Source organism: Bradyrhizobium sp. ma5 (genome assembly GCF_042258955.1).
GTDB lineage: Bacteria > Pseudomonadota > Alphaproteobacteria > Rhizobiales > Xanthobacteraceae > Bradyrhizobium.
Genome location: NZ_CP170156.1, coordinates 7496780 through 7512817, shown reverse-complemented (window position 1 = coordinate 7512817; position 16038 = coordinate 7496780). Strand labels below are relative to the sequence as shown.

General features: G+C 65.3%; 14 protein-coding genes and 1 riboswitch. Of the genes, 2 read left to right on the top strand and 12 right to left on the bottom strand.

Annotated elements, in window-relative coordinates; all coding sequences use genetic code 11:
• Nucleotides 1-60: 60 nt before the first annotated feature.
• The 3 genes from glyA to bla form a co-directional block, all read right to left on the bottom strand.
• On the bottom strand, nt 61-1338 hold the full coding sequence (gene glyA, locus ACE103_RS35375) for a serine hydroxymethyltransferase (RefSeq protein WP_375776789.1): 1278 nt from the start codon (nt 1336-1338) through the stop codon (nt 61-63).
• 34 nt (nt 1339-1372) lie between these two features.
• Nucleotides 1373-1458: riboswitch (ZMP/ZTP riboswitch) on the bottom strand.
• Between the two features lie 83 nt (nt 1459-1541).
• Nucleotides 1542-2456 carry an ankyrin repeat domain-containing protein gene (locus ACE103_RS35370; protein WP_375776788.1) on the bottom strand — a complete coding sequence of 305 codons (915 nt, stop codon included), beginning with the start codon at nt 2454-2456 and terminating at the stop codon, nt 1542-1544.
• A 151-nt stretch (nt 2457-2607) separates the two neighbouring features.
• Nucleotides 2608-3543 (bottom strand): class A beta-lactamase, encoded by a 936-nt coding sequence (gene bla / locus ACE103_RS35365; RefSeq protein ID WP_375776787.1) that lies wholly within the window; start codon nt 3541-3543, stop codon nt 2608-2610.
• A 99-nt stretch (nt 3544-3642) separates the two neighbouring features.
• Here bla and ACE103_RS35360 point away from each other — a divergent pair, with 99 nt between their 5' ends.
• Nucleotides 3643-4620 (top strand): LysR substrate-binding domain-containing protein, encoded by a 978-nt coding sequence (locus ACE103_RS35360; RefSeq protein WP_375776786.1) that lies wholly within the window; start codon nt 3643-3645, stop codon nt 4618-4620.
• Nucleotides 4621-4773: 153 nt separating this feature from the next.
• On the opposite strand, the gene ACE103_RS35355 is transcribed toward ACE103_RS35360, so the two are convergent.
• The 6 genes from ACE103_RS35355 to ACE103_RS35330 all read right to left on the bottom strand — a co-directional run bounded on the left by ACE103_RS35355 (nt 4774) and on the right by ACE103_RS35330 (nt 12422).
• On the bottom strand, nt 4774-5742 hold the full coding sequence (locus ACE103_RS35355; protein ID WP_375776785.1) for an ABC transporter ATP-binding protein: 969 nt from the start codon (nt 5740-5742) through the stop codon (nt 4774-4776).
• On the bottom strand, nt 5739-6719 hold the full coding sequence (locus ACE103_RS35350) for an ABC transporter ATP-binding protein (RefSeq protein ID WP_223977601.1): 981 nt from the start codon (nt 6717-6719) through the stop codon (nt 5739-5741). Before ACE103_RS35350 ends, ACE103_RS35355 begins: the two co-directional genes overlap by 4 nt.
• Nucleotides 6716-7633 (bottom strand): ABC transporter permease, encoded by a 918-nt coding sequence (locus tag ACE103_RS35345; RefSeq protein ID WP_173638359.1) that lies wholly within the window; start codon nt 7631-7633, stop codon nt 6716-6718. Before ACE103_RS35345 ends, ACE103_RS35350 begins: the two co-directional genes overlap by 4 nt.
• Entirely contained in the window at nt 7599-8555 is a 957-nt protein-coding gene (locus ACE103_RS35340) for an ABC transporter permease (RefSeq protein WP_342726821.1), read from the bottom strand. Before ACE103_RS35340 ends, ACE103_RS35345 begins: the two co-directional genes overlap by 35 nt.
• A gap of 245 nt (nt 8556-8800) precedes the next feature.
• Entirely contained in the window at nt 8801-10591 is a 1791-nt protein-coding gene (locus ACE103_RS35335) for a peptide ABC transporter substrate-binding protein (protein ID WP_375776784.1), read from the bottom strand.
• Between the two features lie 412 nt (nt 10592-11003).
• Nucleotides 11004-12422 (bottom strand): M20 family metallopeptidase, encoded by a 1419-nt coding sequence (locus ACE103_RS35330; RefSeq protein ID WP_375776783.1) that lies wholly within the window; start codon nt 12420-12422, stop codon nt 11004-11006.
• A 272-nt stretch (nt 12423-12694) separates the two neighbouring features.
• Between ACE103_RS35330 and ACE103_RS35325 the strand changes: the two genes are divergently transcribed.
• Nucleotides 12695-14056 carry a metallophosphoesterase family protein gene (locus ACE103_RS35325; protein WP_375776782.1) on the top strand — a complete coding sequence of 454 codons (1362 nt, stop codon included), beginning with the start codon at nt 12695-12697 and terminating at the stop codon, nt 14054-14056.
• Nucleotides 14057-14110: 54 nt separating this feature from the next.
• Here ACE103_RS35325 and ACE103_RS35320 read toward each other — a convergent pair whose 3' ends face one another.
• The 3 genes from ACE103_RS35320 to ACE103_RS35310 all read right to left on the bottom strand — a co-directional run bounded on the left by ACE103_RS35320 (nt 14111) and on the right by ACE103_RS35310 (nt 15983).
• Nucleotides 14111-14323 carry a hypothetical protein gene (locus tag ACE103_RS35320; protein ID WP_375776781.1) on the bottom strand — a complete coding sequence of 71 codons (213 nt, stop codon included), beginning with the start codon at nt 14321-14323 and terminating at the stop codon, nt 14111-14113.
• A 422-nt stretch (nt 14324-14745) separates the two neighbouring features.
• Entirely contained in the window at nt 14746-15120 is a 375-nt protein-coding gene (locus ACE103_RS35315) for a response regulator transcription factor (protein ID WP_375776780.1), read from the bottom strand.
• Nucleotides 15117-15983: a S1C family serine protease gene (locus tag ACE103_RS35310; RefSeq protein ID WP_375776779.1), complete on the bottom strand. Its 867-nt coding sequence runs from the start codon at nt 15981-15983 to the stop codon at nt 15117-15119. Before ACE103_RS35310 ends, ACE103_RS35315 begins: the two co-directional genes overlap by 4 nt.
• Nucleotides 15984-16038: the final 55 nt, after the last annotated feature.

Here is a 16038-nt window from a genome sequence, read left to right as displayed (position 1 = left end):
CGGGCGGGTCGGGCGCGAGCGCCCGACCCCGTTCCGCGTATCTGAGCGTCAAAGTTCCGGTCAGTTCGGTCGAGACCCGGACACCACGCCTGGAACGGGAAAAGCTCGGCACATCTCGATGCACTCCGACCTGAGACGCGCGAGGATCGCATCGTCTCCGTTCGCCTGCAGAGCCCCCGCAATGAACTCGCCGATGCGGCGCATTTCGGAATCTCCCATGCCACGCGTGGTCGCTGCCGGTGTCCCAATTCGAATACCGCTTGGCCTGAGCGGCGGACGCGGATCGTCTGGAATAACTTGCTTGTTTGTGGTGATGGCGATGGCATCGAGCACGTCCTCGGCTGCTCGCCCGTCCAGTCCGACGGACGCTATCGTATCGACGACCATCATGTGATTGTCCGTCCCGTCCGTGACCAGCTTCATCCCGCGTTCCATCATCGCGCCGGCAAGAACCTTCGCGTTGCGCAGAACCTGTCGCGCGTAAAGCTGGAAATCCGAGGTCGCCGCCTTCTTGAGCGTCACGGCAGTCCCGGCCACGACGTTCATGTGAGGTCCGCCCTGCAACCCGGGAAAGACGGAAGCATCGATCCGACCGGCATTTTCCTTCCGGCACAGGATGATCCCGCCGCGGGGGCCGCGCAGTGTCTTGTGGGATGTCGTCGTCATGACGTCGAAGCCGGCATCAAGCGGATTGCGCATGACGTTCGCGGCAACCAATCCGCCATAGTGGCTCACGTCGGCCATCGTGAGCGCGCCAACTTCGTCGGCGATATTCTTGAACGCCGCATAGTCCAGGTCGCGCGGATAGGAGCTGTATCCGCACAACACCATCTTCGGACGTGCTTTACGCGCAATCTCGCGCAGCTCATCGAAATCTATCGCGCCGTTTGACGGTGCCGTCTTGTAGCGAACGAAGTTGAACAAACGCCCCATGTGGGACACCGGCGCGCCGTGGGTGAGATGACCGCCGTGGGACAGGTCCATAGCGAGAATCGTGTCGCCGGGCTGCAACAGGCCGAGATAGACGGCCTGATTCATCGGTGATCCGGAAAGCGGCTGAACGTTGGCGTGCTCGGCACGAAAAAGCGAGCAGGCCCGCTGGCGTGCGAGGTTCTCGACGTCGTCAGTATACTGCTGGCCGCCGTAGTATCTGCGTCCCGGATATCCCTCGGAGTATTTATTGGTGAAGACCGATCCGAGCAGTTCAAGCACCTCCGGGTAGGTGTAATTCTCGGACGGAATCAGTTCGACGCCGTCCTGTTGACGGCGCTCTTCCCCCACAAGGGCAGCGGCGATCTCTTGATCGTTGATGGACAGTTCGTTGCGAAACGACGGCATGATCGGGCTCCTCAACACGCTGTTTTTCCAGCAGATTGGTTGCCCAGGCGATCGGCGTCGGAACCCTTCGCGCTTCCCCGTGGTCTATTCCACGTTAGCTCGCCAGTCGCGCGATAGGACGAATGAGCACGGAGACTCTTCGCAAAGGAGAATTTAGCCGACCTGCGGACCTTCCGCAACCAATGAGTCGATCGCGTCAAGCTTCAGCGCGGCGTCAGCTCCTCGCGCAGCGCGGACAGGATCGTGAGATCGGCGGCGTGCTTGCCGGCCTTGTCGGCCAGCGCCGCATCGGCGCCGTGGGCGAGCAGCGCCTTCGCGATCGCCGGGTGGTTGCCTTCGGCGGCGATCATCAGCGCCGTGCGTCCGCGCGCATCGCGATCGTCGACCCTGGCGCCTGCGTCCAGCAGATACGCGACGACCTCGAGCGCCTGCGCCTCCGGCACGGTCTCATCCGGTCCGGTCGCCCACATCAGGAGCGTCAGATCGTTGGCGTAGCGGGCGTTGATGTCGATATCGAGCGCGAGCAACTGCTTGACGATTCCGAGCTGGCCGCCGGCTGCCGCATACACGACCGGTGGCTTGCCGGTGTCATCAACCTTGCGGCCGTCGGCGCCGTGCGCCAGCAGCATGCGCACCACCATGTCCCGGCCGGCATAGGCGGCGGCCGCGACCGCCGAGGCGCCGCTGCGTCCGCTGAGATTGACGTCGGCGCCGCGGTCGATCAGCCGCTGCACGATCGCGACATGGCCGCGCTCGGCGGCAAGATAAAGCGCGGTCGATCCCGCGAGGTTGCGCGCGTCGACCGGCGCGCCGCGGGCCAGCAGCAGGTCGACCATGTCGAGATGGCCGGAGCGGGCGGCGTGGCTGAGCGGTCTTGCACCGAGCCGGTCCCGCGCATCGACCGAGGCGCCGCCATCGAGCAGCGCAGTGGCGAGGTTTATGCAATCGGCATTGGCGGCCGAGAATAGCGTCAGCGAGATCTCGACTGCGCTGAGCTGGGCCTTGTCGGTTTCGTATTTGCGGATCAGCTCGCGGCAGCGTGCCGGGTCGGCCGCAGCAGAGCTGCTGTGAGCGTGGCCCGCAACAAACAGCGCGGCGAGGGCGATGCGGCGATACAAGACGTGTCCTCCGTATGGCCTGCTGACAGGTCAGCCATTTGGATTGAGCGTCGCATGATCCTTGGATGCTGCCAAGCCGCGCAGCGATTTTGGAGCCGCGCAGCGAAGTCGAGCCGCGCGGCGACGGGATGCCGCGCGGCGTTATCCAGCTCTAGCCGGTCTGCCCGGTGCTCGCATTGGCAACGGCGCGCGCGACATTGGCGATCACCTCGTTGCACTTCTCCATCGGAGCACTTGCCCCGGTCAGGTAGACCGTCACCACGATCGGCTTGCGGCCGGGCGGCCAGAACACGCCGATGTCGTTATAGGTGCCGCGATCGCCGGTGCCGGTCTTGTCGCCAACCCGCCAATCCCGCGGCACGCCGGCGCGCAGCCTCGTGTCGCCGGTCCTGTTGGCGACCATCCAGTCGACGAGTTTCTGGCGCGAGGCGGGTTGCAGGACATCGCCGATCGCCACGCGCTGCAAGCTTTTCAGCATCGCAACCGGGCTCGTGGTGTCGCGCAGATCGCCCGGCACGGCTTCATTCAGCGCCACCTCCCAGCGATCAAGCCGGCTGACATTGTCGCCGATGGTGCGGAAGAAGCTGGTGAAGCCGGCAGGCCCGCCGATCTCGCGCAGCAGCAGGTTGGCGGCGGTATTGTCGCTGAGGGTGATGGCGGCCTCGCAGAGTTCGGACAGCGTCATGCTCGATCCGACGTGTTGCTTGGCCACCGGCGCGTAGGCCAAGATATCCTTGGCCTCAACCTGCACGCGCTGGTCGAGGCTGGATTCGCCGCGGTCGACCCGGTGCAGCACCGCGGCCGAGGCCAGCGCCTTGAAGGTGCTGCACATCGGGAACCGCTCGTCACCGCGCCGGCTCGCGCGCAATCCGGTCTCCATGTCGAGCGCGGCGACGCCGAGCCGGCCGCTGGTCGCGAGCTCAATGCGTGCAAATTCTTCCTGCAGCCGCTTTGCCGGCTCGCCTGGTCCCGCCGCCGCGCTCTGTCCTGCTGCAGCGCTCTGTCCTGCCGCAGCGCTTGGCCGCGGCAAAGTGCAGGAAACCGCAAGGCCCAGCGCGCGCAATCCGAATGTCCGTCTCGTCAGCATCTCTCGTCTCCGTTGGCGGCGCGAACCTGCCGGGCGGCGTGACGGAGCACAAACAATCATTTATACAACGAGGCATGAGGAAAACTTGGTCATGACGCCATGCGCCGGCACCTCCCGCTGAATGCATTGCGCGCCTTCGAGGCCTCCGCGCGGCTGTTGAGCTTCACCCGCGCGGGGCTGGAGCTGCGCGTGACGCAGACCGCGATCAGCCACCAGGTCAAGCAGCTCGAGGATACGCTCGGCGCGAGCCTGTTCCGCCGTCTGCCGCGCGGGCTGGTGCTCACCGACGAAGGGCTGGCGCTGCTGCCGGTGCTGTCAGACGCGCTCGACCGGATCGGGGCCGCGATCGACCGCATCGAGGCCAAGGGCGCGCGCGAGGTCGTCACCGTCGGCTGCGTCACGACGTTTGCGACCGGATGGCTGCTGCAGCGGGTCGACCGGTTCAAGCGCGCGCATCCCTATATCGATCTGCGCCTGCTCACCAACAACAACCGCGTCGACATTGCGGGCGACGGGCTCGATCTTGCGCTGCGCTTTGGCGACGGCTCCTGGCACGGCACCGAGGCGATCCACCTGCTGTCCGCGCCGCTCTCGCCGGTGTGCTGCGCTGACGTGGCGGGCCGGTTGCGCAAGCCGTCCGATCTCACGCAGGAATTCTTGCTGCGCTCCTACCGCGCCGAGGAATGGCCGCTGTGGTTTGCGGTCGCAGGCGCGCCGTGCCCGAAAATCCAGGGACCGATCTTCGACAGTTCAGTGGCGATGGCCGAGGCGGCTGCGCGCGGCGTCGGCGTCGGGTTGGTGCCGATTGCGATGTTCAACAACGAGTTGACCTCAGGTCGGCTGGTGCGGCCGTTCGCGGCCGAAGTGCCGGCGGGGTCCTATTGGCTGACCTGGCTGAAGTCGCGTGAGGTCACGCCCGGCATGCGTGCCTTCCGCGACTGGCTACTGGATACGCTGCGGGCGGAGGTGAGTGAGATGGAGGAAGTGAGGGATGCGGCGGAGGTGCCTACCGCAAGGCCCAAGCCGAAAGCCAAAGCAAAGGCCAAAACGAAGCCCGCGAAGAAGCGGCAACGCTAGTCGAAGTTCATCTAGCCCCGTCATCCTGAGGAGCCGCGAAGCGGCGTCTCGAAGGATGTACGGCCCGGCTGGTGGCCGTCGACCCTTCGAGACGCGCTTCGCGCTCCTCAGGGTGACGGTCCGGGAACAGGTTGCGCCGCGGGGCAATCGGCCCTACGCCAGATGGCACGCCACGGAATGCCCGTTACTGCCTTCACGCAGCTCCGGCGCGCTCTGCCGGCAGCGCTCTTCGGCGATCGGGCAGCGGGTGTGGAAGTGGCAGCCTTTGGGTGGATTCATCGGGCTCGGCACGTCGCCCTTCAGACGGATGCGCAGCTTTTTCGCCTTGGGATCGGCCACCGGCACCGCCGAGAGCAGTGCCTTGGTGTAGGGATGCTGCGGGTTGCGGTAGAGATCGCTGGCCTTGGCAAGCTCGACGATGCGGCCGAGATACATCACGGCGACGCGGTCAGAGATGTGCTCGACGACAGAGAGATCGTGGGCCACGAACAGATAGGTGAGGTTCAGCTCGGCCTGCAGATCCTCGAGCAGGTTGATGACCTGGGCCTGGATCGAGACGTCGAGCGCCGAGACCGGCTCGTCGCACACGATCAGCTTCGGCTCCAGGGTCAGCGCGCGGGCGATCGCGATGCGCTGGCGCTGGCCGCCGGAGAATTCATGCGGATAGCGCCGCATGTGCTCGGCCTTCAGCCCGACCTTGACCAGAAGGCGCGCGACGCGGTCCTCGCGCTCGCTGGCTGGTGTCACGAGATTATGGATGATGAAGGGCTCGGCGAGGATCGCGCCGACCGTCATGCGCGGATTGAGCGAGGCGAACGGGTCCTGGAAGACGAGCTGCATGTTGCGCCGCATGGCGCGCAGATCGCCGCCGCCGAGCCCGATCACGTTCTGGCCGTCGAACACGACCTCGCCTGAGGTCGGCTCGATCAGCCGCAGCACGCAGCGGCCGGTGGTCGACTTGCCGCAACCGGATTCGCCGACCAGCCCCAGCGTCTCGCCACGGTTGACCGCAAACGACACGCCGTCGACCGCATAGACCTGCCCGACCTCGCGCGACAGGAGACCGCCGAGCACCGGAAAGTGCTTCTTCAGATTGCTGACGCGCAGCAGCGGCTCGCTCATGACGCGTCTCCGAGGTGGCAGGCCATGCGATGGCCGGGCGCGATCTGGCGCAGCCGCGGCTCCTGCTCGGTGCAGATGCTCATGGCGTGCTTGCAGCGGGAAGCAAACCGGCAGCCGGGCGGCGGGTTGATCAGGATCGGCACCGAGCCGCCGATCGCTTCCAGCCGGGTCTTGTGCTCGGCGTCGAGATCGATGCGCGGGATCGAGCGGATCAGGCCCTGGGTGTAGGGATGGCTCGGATTGCCGAACAATTCGTCGACCGCCGCCTCTTCCACCACCTTGCCGGCATACATCACGACGACGCGCTGCGCGGTCTCCGCGACCACGCCCATCGCGTGGGTGATCAGCATCACCGCCATGCCGAGGCGTTCCTTCATGTCCTGCAGCAGGTCGAGGATCTGCGCCTGGATGGTGACGTCGAGCGCGGTGGTCGGCTCGTCGGCGATCACGAGCTTGGGCCGGCAGGCCAGCGCCATCGCGATCATCACGCGCTGCCGCATGCCGCCGGAGAACTGGTGCGGATAATGATGCACGCGGCCCGCGGCATTGGGGATCTGCACCAGCGTCAGCATCTCGATGGTGCGCTCGAGCGCCTGCTTCCTGGTCACCGCCTCGTGGCGGCGCAGGCTCTCGGCGATCTGCTCGCCGATCGTCAGCACCGGGTTGAGCGAGGTCATTGGCTCCTGGAAGATGAAGCCGATCTCCTTGGCCCTGATGTCATCGAGCTGATGGCTGGTCAGCGGCGCCAGATCGCGGCCCTCGAACATGATCTCGCCTGCGACGATCTTGCCCGGCGGCATCGCGATCAGCTTCAGGATCGACATCGCGGTGACGGTCTTGCCGCAGCCGGACTCGCCGACCACGCAGAGCGTCTCGCCGCGGTTGATGCTGATGTCGACGCCGTCGACCGCCTGGACGATGCCGTCGTCGGTGGTGAAATGGGTCTTCAGGCCCTTGATGTCGAGCAGCGCCATCAGATCACCTTGCGGGCGTCGAGCGCGTCGCGCAGCCCGTCGCCGATGAAGTTGATGGCGACGACCGCGATGAAGATCGCGCCGCCCGGGAATAGCGCCCAGTGCGGGCCGATGTCGAGAAAGTCCTTGGCGTCATAGAGGATGCGGCCCCAGGTCGGCGTATCCGGCGGGAAGCCGAGGCCGAGGAACGACAGCGTCGATTCCGCGATGATCGCGGCGGCGACGTCGATCGTACCGGCGATGATCACGGGTCCCAGCGCATTGGGCAGGATGTGGCGTACCACCTGCCGCACCGGGCTCGCGCCGAGCGCGCGCGCCGCCTCGACGAATTCCTTCTCGCGCAGCGACAGGAACTGGGCGCGCACCAGGCGGGCGACCGGCATCCAGCGCAGGCCGCCGATGACAAGCACGATCAGGATGAAGATGCCGCCTTCGGGACCGAACACGGCCTTGAGCCCGTCGCGGAACAGATAGATCAGCATCAAGAGCAGCGGCAGTTGCGGCAGCGACAGGAACAGGTCGGTCAGCCACATCAGCGCGTAGCCGAGCGGACCGCGCGACATGCCGGCGAGCGCGCCGATCAGCGTGCCGACGAACACCGAGACCAGCATCGCGGCGAGGCCGACCGCGAGCGAGATGCGGCCGCCATAGATCATGCGGGCGAGCAGGTCCTGGCCGAGATCGTCGGTACCGAACGGATGCGCCAGCGAGGGGCCCTGCATGCCTGCCACCACGTCGATGTCGCTCATCGAGACGCGCCAGATGAACGGGCCGATCACCACGGCCGCGATCAGCAACAGCAGCAGCACGGCGCTGACCACGGCCGGCCGGTGCCGGCGGTAGCGCCGCCAGGTTTCGCGCCAGGGCGAGTAGCCGCGCCGCTCAGCGGAAGGAGATGCGAGGGTCAAGCCAGCCATAGAGGACATCTGCAATCAGGTTGAAGAGCACCACGAGACACGCGAACACGAAGGTCACGGCCATCACGACCGGCGTATCGTTGGCGAGGATGGAGGAAATCAGGAGCGAGCCGATGCCGGGAATCCGGAAGATCTGCTCGGTGACGATGGCGCCGCCGAACACCGCGGGCATCTGGAGCGCGATCAACGTGACCACCGGAATCATCGCATTGCGCATCACATGCTTGACGATCACCTTGGCCTGCCCGAGCCCCTTGGCGCGCGCAGTGGTGACATAGTCGAGCCGGATCACGTCGAGCATCGCCGAGCGCACGAAGCGGGTCATCGACGCCGCCTGGAACAGGCCGAGCACCATCACCGGCATGATGGCCTGCCGGATCATCTCCAATAGCCAGGGGATGCCGCTGCCCGGCACATCGGTGTAGACGAAGGGCAGCCAGTCCAGCTTCACCGAGAACACCAGGATGAACAGGATGCCGGTGAAGAAGGTCGGCAGCGAGAAGCCGATGAAGGCAAAGGTATTGGCGAGCTGGTCGAACAGCGAATACGGCCGGGTGGCGGCATAGACACCGACCGGGATCGCGATCAGCAGCGCCAAGAGCTGCGCCGAGCCGATCACGTAGAGCGTGGTCGGCAGCCGCTGCAGGATCAGCGTGTCGACGTTGATCCGGCTGACAAAGGAGAAGCCCCAGTCGCCCTGCACCATCGCCGCAAGCCAATGCAGGTAGCGGAGATAGATCGGATCATCGAGACCGAACTTGGTGCGCAGCGCGGCCTGCACCTCGGGAGGCACGTTCGGATTGGTCGCGAGCTCGCTGAACGGATCGCCCGGCGCGAGCGCCAGCACGACGAACAGCACGACCGAAATCCCGAGCAGGCTCGGGATCGCGATCATCAGACGGCGCAGGATATACTGACTCATCGAGAGATCATCTGACTAACGCTCGCACTTTGAGCACGTTGATCTTGCTTCCAGTCGAAAGGCGAGCTTCACCTCGCGCCCCGCGTACGGGGAGAGGTCGGAATCCAAGCACAGCTTGAATTCCGGGTGAGGGGGACTCTCCAAGAACTCATCTCGCACGGTATTTTCGGTTGGAGCCCCTCTCCCCGTAAGAACGGGCAGAGGGAGAACATGCACCCACTCAACTCCAAACCTGTTCCCGTGTCTCAGGTTTCACGATACCAGTCTTGCAGATTGTCGGTCTGGTTGGCCCAGCCGGACAGCGCGGGCCGCAGGGTGTTGGAGCAGGCTTCCACCGCAAGCCGATGCATCACGGGGATCATCACCGTGTCCTGCCACATCAGATCGTTGCACTTGATGTAGAGATCCGCGCGCTTGATCGGATCGGTCTCGGTATCGGCGGCATCGACGGCGGCGTCGAAATCCTTGTTGACCCAGCGCGGGAAGTTCGGCCCCTGCCACTTGTTCTCCTTGGTGGAGACGTTGCGCGAATGATAGCGGCGCATGTGCAGAGCGGGATCGGGCTGCGTCATCGGGATCTGGAACATCTCGATATCGGCATAGAAATGCGCGTAGGTGTCGGGGTTGGCGACGTCGGAGGAGAAGAACACCGAGGCCACCACCGATTTCAGCTCGACGTCGATGCCGGCCTTCTGGCAGGCCTGCTTGACGATCGCCTGGGTCTTCTGGCGCGGGCCGTTGATCGAGGTCTGGTACAGCAGCTTCAGCTTCTTGCCGTCCTTCTCGCGGATGCCGTCGGAGCCCGCCTTCCAGCCGGCCTGCTCAAGCAGCGCGCTCGCCTTCTCGACCGAGAACTCCCATTTGGTGTTCTTGGAGACGAACTCCTCAGGGCCGTTGAGATAGTTGGCGGTGGCGCGGCCGGCGCGACCGTAGATCACCTTCTTGATGGACTCGCGGTCGACCAGCAGCGCCAGCGCCTGGCGCACGCGCGGGTCGGACAGGATCGGATGCTTGGTCTTCATCGACGAGCGTTCGCCGTCGACCTCGGTGTTGGGGTCGGTGAAGTTGATGGCGATAAACTCGATGTCGCCGCCGACGGCATAGAGCGTCTTGCCCTTGCCGCCCTTCTCCAGCCGCAGCAGCACCTCGTCCTCGACCTGGATATTCCAGGCGAAATCATATTCGCCGGTCTGGATCACCGCGCGCGCCGCCGACACCGCGTCACCGCCGCCCTTCATCTCGATCGTGTCGAAATAGGGCCGGTTCGCCATGTGGTAGTCGGCATTGATTTCGCCGCGGATCAGGTCGCCCGGCTTGAATTCGATGAACTTGTAGGGTCCGGTGCCGACCGGCTTCAGATTGGTCGACGCCTCGCGCGACTTGCCGCCCTTGAATTCCGCGAACAGGTGTTTCGGAATGATGCAGCCATAGGCGCCGACGAACGCGTTGGCCCAGAACGGCGTCGGGTCCTTGAACTTGATGCGGATCGTGAGGTCGTCGACCTTCTCCACGGTCATGCCGGCGTAAGTCGCACTCGAGACCGCGGCCGTCGCGGGGTCGCTGGCATATTCCCAGGTGAAGACGACGTCGTCGGCGCTGAACGGTTTCCCGTCATGCCATTTGACACCGGGCTTGAGTTTCCAGACCACCGATTTGGCGTCGGCGGCGAGCCCGCCGTTCTGGAGCGAGGGGATCTCGGCGGCGAGGATCGGGTTGAGATGGCCGTCGACGTCCCAGCTGGCCAGCGGCTCGTAGAAGATGCGCGAGCCGTCCTGGTCCTTGGTGCCGGTGGCGAAATGCGGATTGAGCAGGGTCGGGCCCTGCCACCACAACAGCTTCAGCGGACCGCCGCCGCCGCGCTTGGTCGGCTTGTAGGGGTTGGGGCTCTGCGCCATCGCGACGCCGCCGATCGCCAGAATCTGGTTCGCCAGTGGCGCGGTGAGGCCGACGGCAATCATTCGCTTGACGAAGGCGCGGCGGTCCATCCGTCCGTCCCTTACGTCGTCGATCATCCCGCGCAGATTGTTATCGAACATTGTCCCCTCGGTCCGGCTCACGTGTGATTGCGGCGGGCCTTGGAACCGGCCGCCGTGCTGGCGGCAGATGCCACACCGAATGACTGCGAAGGTCAACGCCTGCAACGCCACAGGGTCTAGGTCTTTTGGCTATCGCTTGTGCAGAATCTCTCTGGGCAGCACACCGGTTCGGCATTTCGGTGCCAAAGCGCGGCTGCGCGCGCCTCGCAGTGCGGAAAATTTGTTCGTTATCCTTTGTTCCGAGATGCTTTCTTGCCACACGGACGCGCTTTCGCGCGAAGTGAATGCCAGTTCGCATCAAGAAACCGCGCCAAGACAAGAATCCCGAGCCCCGCTCCGATCAAAATCGGAGCGGGAAAAGGCGCTCGCCGGGCCGCGCATCGAAGCGCGGGCCCGGCCGCAGATGCGGCGCTCAGGCGACCGACATGTCCAACGGCGGTGCAACATTCGCCGGCAGCGGACTGACATAGGGCGTTCGGGTGGTCCGCTTCTTGAGGTCGGCCTTGGCGGCCGCGATCAGCTCGGGCTCCATCAACGCCTTGACGCCGAGGCCGGCCATCGCCTTGGCGGCCTGCACCATCGCCTTGTGCGCGGCCGGCGTCTTGCCCTGCGCCACAACCTGCCAGGTGTGGAACGGCGTGCCGATTGCAACCGTCGGTGCATGGACCTGCACCGTCGGCACCACCCAGCTGACGTCGCCGACATCGGTCGAGCCGACCAGCGGATTGCGCTTGGCGTCGATCGGCACCAGGAAATCGGCCAGCGGCCGCTCGGTCGGATCCATGCCGATCGCGTAGTAGACCGAGGCGATGTCCTTGTCGGTCAGGGTCGCGCGGATCTTGCCGGCGAAATCCTTGTCGGCATCGTCGAAATGCGGCGGGCCGAGATCTTCCATGATCCGGTGCAGCGTCTGCTCCAGCGGGGTGTTGGGCAGGATGTTGGAGACCGCGGAGATGATCTTCATCTCCATCTTGGTCTCGGTCATCAGGGCTGCGCCTTGCGCGATCTTGTTCACGCGCTCGACCAGCTCGTTCATGCCCGGCAGGTCGCGGGCGCGGATCGAATAGCGCACGCGGGCATGGGCCTGCACCACATTGGGCGCAATGCCGCCGGTGTCGAGCAGCGCGTAATGCACGCGGGCATCGCTCGGCATGTGCTCGCGCATATAGTTGACGCCGACATTCATCAATTCCACCGCATCGAGCGCGCTGCGGCCGAGATGCGGCGAGGCCGCCGCATGCGAGGTCCGCCCGGTGAAGATGAAATCGGCACGGGTGTTGGCGAGCGACGGCGTCACCGCCACTTCCCAGAAGCTGTGCGGATGCCAGGTGATGGCGATGTCGGCGTCCTCGAACGCGCCACAGCGCACCATGAAGGCCTTTGCCGCGCCGCCTTCCTCGGCCGGACAGCCGTAATAGCGCACCCGGCCCGGCACCTTGTTGGCGGCGAGCCAGTCCTTCACCGCGGTCGCCGCGAGCAGCGCGGAAGAGCCGAGCAGATTGTGGCCGCAGCCATGGCCGTGACCGCCGGTCTCGACCGGACGAGGTTCGGCAATTCCGGCCTCCTGGCTGAGGCCGGGCAGGGCGTCATATTCGCCGAGGAAGGCGATCACAGGTCCGCCCTCACCCCATTCGCCCATCACAGCGGTCGGAATGTCGGCGAGGTTCTCGGTGATGCGGAAACCCTGGTGGCGCAGTTCGGCCAGATGTTCGGCGGATGAGCGCGCCTCGGTGTAGCAGACCTCGGGCATCGCCCAGACCCGGTCGCTCAATTCGATGAAACGCGGCTTGATCGTGTCGACGCCGCGCCAAACATCATTACGGTTGTCCATTTGCTTCGGTTCCTTAGCTCGCAAGGCAATCTGAAGCGCGAAAGGCTAGCAGCTTGGCGCGACGCCGCCTAGCTTGTCGCGGCAGACCAGCTTTTCGGCAGCGTCACGTCTCGGTGTGCGAGAAACATGGCTGCCGCGCCAAAACTGCTCTCGTTGGATGGACGCTATGCATATAGAGGCGCCACTCCGCCACGACCTTGCGCACAAGTGTCTGCCTTGAGCGATCGACCTGCCTTCCTCTATGATATGGCTCGCGAGGACGTGGTCCGACCATGCATGATGCAATTCCGTCTCTGTTGCCGAGAAATCCGGGCCACCAGTTCGTGATCTATGCCGACGCCTGCTCGGGCATTCCCGGCGCGCTGCATGAGCGCACCTTCGCCTCGGTCAATAATGTGGTCCGCCGGCTGCATCCTGCGCCCGAATTCATTCTTTTCCCCGGCGACGAGATCATTGGCCTCACCGCCGATGCCGACGCATTGCGTGCGCAATGGCGGCATTGGCTTGAGGTTGAGATGGCCTGGCTCGACCGGCGTGCGGTGCCGCTGTGGCACACGACCGGCAACCACACGACTTACGACGAGATGAGCGAGGCGGTGTTTCGCGAGGTGCTCAAGCTGCCGCGCAATGGTCCGCCGGGGCAGGAGGGTCTGTCCTACTGGGTCCGCCGCGACGATCTCCTGATGGTGTTCGTGCACACGCTGTGGAGTGGGCTGGGCGGCGAGGGCCATGTTGAGACCGATTGGCTGCAAGCAGTCCTCGCACAGCACAGCGATGCCAGGCACAAACTGGTGCTGGGTCATCATCCGGTGTACCCGATCAATGGCTTCGGCGGCAGCTATCAGCGCGAGATCGGCCACGAATACAGCGCGCGCTTCTGGGATATCCTGGTCCGCGCCGGTGTGACCGCCTATCTGTGCAGTCACATCCTCGCATTCGATGTTCAGGTCCATCGCGGCGTCCTGCAGATCTGCACCGCGGGCGCGGGCACCGCGCACCGGATGCCCGAGGGCGTCGAGTATCTGCATTGCGTGCAGGCGGCGCTCGATCAGGACGGTCTTCGCTATCAGGTGCTCGACACCGAGGGCGTCGTGCGCGAGCAGCTCGCATGGCCGCTGCCATCGCTCGACCACGTCGCGTGGTCGCGATTGCCGCACGGGACCAGCCCCGCGCCATTGTCCGGGATGGCGGCGCGCGCGACGGTGGTCGCCCTGAAATTGTCGGGCCGCACCGCCGCGGCGAGCGCCGCGCCGCAGACGCTGCTGTGTACGCCGGTGCCGGACATGATCGCACCGCTCTGGCTCGGCCTGCGCGGTCCGAACCGGACGCTCACCCTGATCCTCGGGCGTGAGCCCGGGCGCAGTCCGCATTATTGGGTCGGTCCCGATCTCGGCGATGAGCGGGATTTCGACCTCGACATCGCCTTCTATCCGGATATGGGACCGGGTGGCGTGCTGTGGCGACGGCGCGGCGACATCAGCTGGACGTCGTTCGCGGCGATATCTGCAACGGGGCTCGAGCGGTTCTCATGGCCCGCGCTCTGGAGCGTCGGGCGCAGCGAGCGTGGACCGGACGACAGGCGATATGCCGGACCACGGCTCGACGTCGCTGCGGCCGTGATCGCATTGTTATGAGCCATAGTCGGCGGCGACCGCCCGGCTGAGACGCCGAGCAAGGAGGCAGGTGGCCTAGTCAGGCTTGTTCGGCTTGTCGCGTTCTGCGCTTTTCAATTCGCGATCGATCAGCGTGCAGACCCGCCGCTGCGCGAGCAAGCCGAGCCGCGCGCGCGTGCTGCCGTGCTTGATCTTGCCGTTGATTTCGAATGACCAGCTCCAGAGGTCAGGTTCGATGTTGGTGAGCGTGTATTGAATGTCCCGATGACGATAGATCAGCTTCTTCATGCCGTTTCTTCTTGTTGGCTGAAGATTGCATAGCGAGATCAAGAAGGCGTCTGTATCCGGACGACTACTTACACAATTGGTCTAAGTGTCCGCGCGACGGAATTTTCGCACTCACTGAGTTGGGGCCTTGTCCAGTGGTTACGCAAGCTCGGGCAAATCTTGTCGCGAGAACGCGGAACTGTTTCCCATTCTCATCTGTCATCGCCCGGCTCGACCGGGCGATCCAGTACGCCGCGGCCTCTCGGCTCAATGACTGACGTCTCTGGAATAGTGGATCACCCGCGTGCGCGGGTGATGACACCGGAGGTGAGTGGCTTGAGATCCAATCGTCATTGCGAGCGAAGCGAAGCAATCCATCGCTCAACGCCCGCGGGGGAATGGATTGCTTCGCTTCGCTCGCAATGACAGCAGAACGTGAGAACTCACAAATTGATCACCCCGCGCCGCGCCGCATGCGCCACCGCATCGGTGCGGCCGGTGGCGTCGAGCTTGTCGAGCAGGGAGCCGACATGAAACTTGGCGGTGTGGACCGAAATCCCGAGCCGCTGTGCGATCATCTTGTTGGATGCGCCTTCGGCCAGCAACGCCAGCACGTCGAGCTCGCGCGGCGTCAGCTCGAAGTCGCCGCCGCCCGCGGTGTCCCGGTTGCGTGCGACGATCGCAGCCGTTGCCTGTTCACCCGGCGCGGCAAGCCGCAGGCCGGCGACGCTGCCGAGCAGTGTCGCCAGCCGGTCGGCGAGGGCGGGATCGTCGATCTCGAGTGCGATGACGATGTCGGCGGCAGGCTCGCTGCTCACGTCTCGGGCCTTTCGCCGACCGTCACCTTGAAGTTCAACGGCTCGCCGCCGCGATGCACGGTGAGCTCAACGACGCTGCCGACGCTCTGCGGTCCGAGACCGCGCGACAACGCCCGCACGCCCGACAGTTTCTCGCCGTTGACGGCAATAATCACGTCGCCCTGGCGGATGCCGGCGGCGGCCGCGGGGCCGGCCTTGTCGACATTCATCACCATTGCGCCGAGGCCGTCGTCGAGACGGACCGGCTGCAGCCCGACGCCGAGATATCCGCGCGCGATGCGGCCGCTCTTCTCGAGCTGGGCCGCGACCCGCTCGATGGTCACGGCAGGGATCGTCAGCACGCGGCGCGGGCCGAGCACCGCCATGCCGAACGGCGCACCTGCGGCGTTCAGCGCCAGCCCGCCCTGCTGGCTGTGTCGCAGCCGGACGTCGAGCTCGATCCGCGCGTCGATCTCGCCGCCGCGCAGGCTGCGCCAGGCGGCGCCGGACCGGGAGACCATGCCGAGCCGCGCAATCGGCGCGCCGCGGTCGGCCGCGACGATCACCGCGAGAGATCCGAGCGCGGGGATTTCGGTCGACAGCTTGATCGGCGCGACATCGCCATCGACGCGCAGCAGCGCGATGTCGGTGGTGTGGTCGCGTCCGGCGACAACGGCTTGCCTGCGGCTACCGTCGGCAAACTGGATTTCGACCTCGCCCTCGTCGGCGAGCGCTTCGTCCGCAGTGACGATCAGGCCGGTCTTCCAGACGAAGCCGGAGGCGCGCGCGCGATGCGAATGTACGGAGACGATTGCAGGCGCCGCGCGCGCAATGGTCTCGGAAAGGGCTGATGACAGCGAGGCGAGTGTGGTCGGTTCGGTCATGGGAAACTCCGTTGGCGTCCCTCAATCTGGGATGCTGCGGCGGACGGCGATACTG

Bases quoted from the DNA above. Each gene is read 5' to 3' on its own strand.
- glyA (WP_375776789.1), bottom strand. From the start codon at position 1,338: ATGCCGTCGTTTCGCAACGAACTGTCCATCAACGATCAAGAGATCGCC.
- bla (WP_375776787.1), bottom strand. From the start codon at position 3,543: ATGCTGACGAGACGGACATTCGGATTGCGCGCGCTGGGCCTTGCGGTT.
- ACE103_RS35360 (WP_375776786.1), top strand. From the start codon at position 3,643: ATGCGCCGGCACCTCCCGCTGAATGCATTGCGCGCCTTCGAGGCCTCC.
- ACE103_RS35355 (WP_375776785.1), bottom strand. From the start codon at position 5,742: ATGAGCGAGCCGCTGCTGCGCGTCAGCAATCTGAAGAAGCACTTTCCG.
- ACE103_RS35345 (WP_173638359.1), bottom strand. From the start codon at position 7,633: ATGGCTGGCTTGACCCTCGCATCTCCTTCCGCTGAGCGGCGCGGCTAC.
- ACE103_RS35340 (WP_342726821.1), bottom strand. From the start codon at position 8,555: ATGAGTCAGTATATCCTGCGCCGTCTGATGATCGCGATCCCGAGCCTG.
- ACE103_RS35335 (WP_375776784.1), bottom strand. From the start codon at position 10,591: ATGTTCGATAACAATCTGCGCGGGATGATCGACGACGTAAGGGACGGA.
- ACE103_RS35330 (WP_375776783.1), bottom strand. From the start codon at position 12,422: ATGGACAACCGTAATGATGTTTGGCGCGGCGTCGACACGATCAAGCCG.
- ACE103_RS35325 (WP_375776782.1), top strand. From the start codon at position 12,695: ATGCATGATGCAATTCCGTCTCTGTTGCCGAGAAATCCGGGCCACCAG.
- ACE103_RS35320 (WP_375776781.1), bottom strand. From the start codon at position 14,323: ATGAAGAAGCTGATCTATCGTCATCGGGACATTCAATACACGCTCACC.
- ACE103_RS35310 (WP_375776779.1), bottom strand. From the start codon at position 15,983: ATGACCGAACCGACCACACTCGCCTCGCTGTCATCAGCCCTTTCCGAG.